The 4,140-nt window shown below is 53.9% G+C and carries 4 protein-coding genes; all 4 read right to left on the reverse strand.

Features of this window, described 5'->3' with window-relative positions; translation table 11 throughout:
• Nucleotides 1–171 precede the first annotated feature (171 nt).
• Complete coding sequence (locus ACWGTO_RS32780) at nt 172–717, reverse strand: GNAT family N-acetyltransferase (protein WP_454578852.1); 546 nt, start codon at nt 715–717, stop codon at nt 172–174.
• A gap of 86 nt (nt 718–803) precedes the next feature.
• Nucleotides 804–1,937, reverse strand: a complete 1,134-nt coding sequence (locus ACWGTO_RS32785; protein ID WP_454578853.1) for a hypothetical protein — start codon at nt 1,935–1,937, stop codon at nt 804–806.
• Nucleotides 1,938–1,974: 37 nt separating this feature from the next.
• Nucleotides 1,975–2,157, reverse strand: coding sequence for a hypothetical protein (locus ACWGTO_RS32790; protein ID WP_454578854.1), 183 nt, complete (start codon nt 2,155–2,157; stop codon nt 1,975–1,977).
• Between the two features lie 29 nt (nt 2,158–2,186).
• Nucleotides 2,187–3,476 (reverse strand): coproporphyrinogen-III oxidase family protein, encoded by a 1,290-nt coding sequence (locus ACWGTO_RS32795; protein WP_454578855.1) that lies wholly within the window; start codon nt 3,474–3,476, stop codon nt 2,187–2,189.
• Nucleotides 3,477–4,140: the final 664 nt, after the last annotated feature.

A 4,140-nucleotide genomic window follows, 5' to 3' on the forward strand; every position in this document is an offset into this window, starting at 1 on the left:
GGGACTCACAGATTCAGCACTGGCGCCATATGTCACGTGTTAACTCACCCGATTGCCCTGCGTTGACCGGAAGGCTCGCTTCCAAAGTGGAAAGAGATATGATAGTGGCGCGTGGCGAATTCTGGGCAAGGTGTCATTTCGCCCGCCCCGAAGCCGACCCTCATCTGGGTTCTACGGTCGCGTCATGGCGTTCACCGACTTCTGTATCGCCTCACAACTCGATCCATAAGGCGGGGCACCATCCCGGCCGACGAGCCGCTTCTGGTAGAAGAACACTGCATATCCGTGCAACATCCCTTCCCTGAGGCGAATATAGCCAGCCGTCTCATAAAATCTTTGAGCCCCTACTTGGATCGTTGTCGTGTCGAGGATTATCCACTTGAACCCCAGGGCGACGGCTCGCGATTCCAATTCACCAAGAGTTCTCCTTCCAAGCCCTCGTCGTTGAAAGACGGGTTCCACCCGCATACGCTTCAGCTCTGCGACATCATCATCAACGCGTTTCAATCCACCCATAGCAGCAAGTTGGGTACCAATACGCACGACTACGAAGTCCCCACCTGACTCGATATAGACCTTTGCGACATTGCGTAAATCATCCTCCCACGCCCCTCCGGGGCCGCGCACACCTGAATGCTCAGATGCGCTTCTATGAAGAAGCCACACATCGTCGGCATCCCCAGATTCGAACTGACGGAAGACCACGTCTGGAGACATTGACCCTCGCTTTCGACTGGTGTCGGACGCAAGCGCCTCTGACGTGATATTTTGCTTGGCGAGGCGATACTGACGCTACCTTTGGCTCACCGCGTCAGAAGCCGCTGTGAAAGCACAGCATCGACACTTTCCGATGCCCCAACCCCGACAACTGCACGACCTGGTTCAACCGTATATTTCAAGGCCGTGCTGCGGTGCATCCGGGTAAACCGATCAAGGGCCCAGACACAGGATGCGCGCAGCTCTCTGATTTCACTGGCCTGGCGCTCCATGGCGGGCGCAATCGTTGCAGACTTAGGGAAGTTTGCTTTCCCCTCTAGCCAGCTTGGCTGAAGTCCGGCGTTTCCGCTATCAGATGACAACCAACGGAATATCTCGTGAATGCATTCTTGCGGATAGTATTCTGACAGTCTATATACATCTCTGTAAAACTGCGGTTTTTGGTGGCAGAGTTCTTCGCCGATCAGTAGCACCGAGACCGCCACGACGCGGGCAGAAAACCGGCCGCTTGGGCCAAGCCTATCCTTATAAGGGTTCTTTCCGTAGAACATACGAAATTGGCCGAATAGATCGGGTGACATACATTGGTGAAAGCGCTCCAGAACAGAATTTGCTGTCTCTAGGTGCTCCGCGCAACGTGCAAGACAATAACGCGCATCCGCCTCGGCGGCATCGCGTAGCTCAAGTAGAGCGTCTATTGCTGACTGTAATTCGCTCTCAATGAATTGATGACCCAGGCAAAAATCCCGCTCCTCGACCCCGGCTGAGCCAAGGCAATACACCCGTGGATCGCACTGCAACGGATTCGTAAGAATCATGTCTTCGTAGGAGAGGACATCGATGCTAGGCCGCAGTTGGCAAGTCACGCGTGCAAGACGGCTCAGCGCATCTCCCACCGTCAACTCGGCATCGACGGGGTCAAGGCCGGCAAAGGCGGATATCTGATAAGCACAATTGGTGAGATACTGGATGTCTGTCTTAGCGATCCCGAACTCGGACCGGGGCAGATTCCGCAACTGCGCTTCGTAGTCCGTCGACACAATCATCGCGTTAATACTCTGCCCTAGGGCCTTAACCGCTTCACCTGGGCGTTTACTGCCTTTGACCTCCGCAATACGGTGCGGCAGTTGCTCGGTGGCAAAATCGCTGAGAAGTCCAAGCGGTCGTTTTCGGTGCCCGCGATCAATTCGATCGGTCAAATGAGAAAATATCGCCTGCACCCGATGAGCCTCGTGTTCCGGGATGGAAAGAGAAGACCTAATGCACATCGAGCGCACCCCCGACTTCACCGAACAGCGCCCGCATTTCTGCACTCGACCCGTATCTTCCCGCCGGTGAGTAATCGTGCTTTTCGAGCAGGTCGGCTCGTTTGTCGGTTATTCTGCTTTCGGTGTACGCGACCTGCTCCAGCACGTCTTCCGAGAAGAATAGCAGCGACACAGCGCCCGCATTGATAACGCCAGCGGCAGTTAACGAAAGCAGCCATCGTTTGAGATAGCCACCAGCCCCGCCTCAGTTAGGAGTTTAAGCTCGCGACCAAAGTATTGTTCAATCGATACGTCAAACTCTAGTTCGAAGCGAGAGAGCACCACTCCACTGCTTCGTAATGAGAACATCACCGTTCTGCGCATGAGATCGTCTTGCGACAGTACAACACCTTTCCATACTGGTTTCTCCCCCGCTTCAACTCTGGACAGATAGCGATTTAAATCCGCCTCGTTGTAGAACTGGCACTGACTCATGTAGCCAAATCCGCCAACCCCAAACGGGACAAGATTATTGTCGTTCCAGGAATCGTATTTGCGGGACTGTTGAACGGAGTGCGGTTGGGACCTCTTGGTCCAATAGAAAATGGGCCCATGACGATAGCCGAGGCTCGTGAGGATGTGCTCAGCCATGAAATGCATTATGATGCGCTCCTTAGCTCCAGCGAAATGGTATCGTCCTCGCGCTAATTGGCGGGTGATGGGGTCCGTCGATTTAAACATCAATGGGAATATGTTGAACTTCTCTGTTCCCATGTCCAATAGGCCGATAATGGAGTCGTACCAACTCCTGAACGTTTGCTCCGGCAGTCCATACATAAGGTCAAGGGATAGATTCTCAACGCCCATGTCGATCAGCAATTTTACGGTTTGCGATACCTCCTCCGCACCGTGCCCGCGGTTTAATATGCGCAAGATATTTCGATCCAAGGTTTGAACGCCAAGCACGAAGCGGTTTACGCCGCTCACAAGCATAGTGGATAAGCGATCCGCAGCATCGACTTGCTTTCCAAGAGAGGGGTGCAATTCGAAACTTACCTCAGAGTTCGATAAATCAACGCGCTTACTAACCATGCCAAAAAGCGTTTTGAGTTGATCGTTGGTCAGGAACGAAGGAGTGCCACCTCCGAAAAACGCAGTCTCAATGACTCTGCCATCAAGCGCCGCCTCTGACCAACTCATCTCTTTAGCCAGAGCCGCCAGATATCGTTCCACTCGCGCGGTAGATGGATTGATTTCTTTGCCAAAGTGGCAAAATGTGCAATACTGGTTGCAGAAGGGAACGTGGAAATAGAGGTCGATTGACGACGCAACCTGTTTCAACAACAGTGAGGCATCCAGATCCTTCATTGCCTTGAGGGGAGGGTAAGTCCCAACGAGATAGTCGTTGTGCATCTCGAGGTGTAGGTTTCGCGACCTCAACATGTCTAGATTGATCTCGTACGAACGGTCAATCGCGAGTTCCAATGTCTCGGAATAGCTCGGCGTGTTCACTCTTTAGATTCCTTCTCGTGAGGGCCAGGCGTAGCGGCGGTCGTTTTCGCGCCAGGCATCGCACGACCTGAATTCGGGCTCCCCGGCTGGCGCCGCAAGGTTCCGGCCGGAAAGAACTCAACAGTGCGAACGTCTATGGCATTAACCCATCGAGCAAGTTCATTTGAATCTTGCGACGAGACCGGGAGACTACCGAGGCCGTTCGAATCCGTTACGGATTTTCCCTGCAGTTGACGTGCCAAAATGACCTACGGGGAAACCATGTGCATTGCGTCGCCGCGCCGGCGCAATACCAGCGCCTCAGCGTCTGATTTCGGACATAAATGTCTTCTATCGGACACTGCCGAACATCCCAGCCGGAGGCTCAAGGCCACGCATGAGCCAAAGTGTCACTTACGCGCCCGTTGAATATTTGCAGGCTTTCGCGTATCCTTGAGTTCGAATCGTTGGTCGAGGACAAAGAGGCGCGTCGCCCTCGACCTTGGCGGCCGAGCGCTACGATAGTCAACAAGTATGCAGGGGCGCACAGGCGACGTCCCTAGAAATGTCTCTGCCATGCTGGCCGACGCGACCAATCTCGGTCCGAAACGGATGGCGAGCCCGTCAAACCCGACTTGAACACCTGGACGAGAACACAAAAAGAACATAGCCACGTAAGTCATTG

The organism is Mesorhizobium sp. PL10 (assembly GCF_053714315.1).

Bases quoted from the DNA above. Each gene is read 5' to 3' on its own strand.
- ACWGTO_RS32780 (WP_454578852.1), bottom strand. From the start codon at position 717: ATGTCTCCAGACGTGGTCTTCCGTCAGTTCGAATCTGGGGATGCCGAC.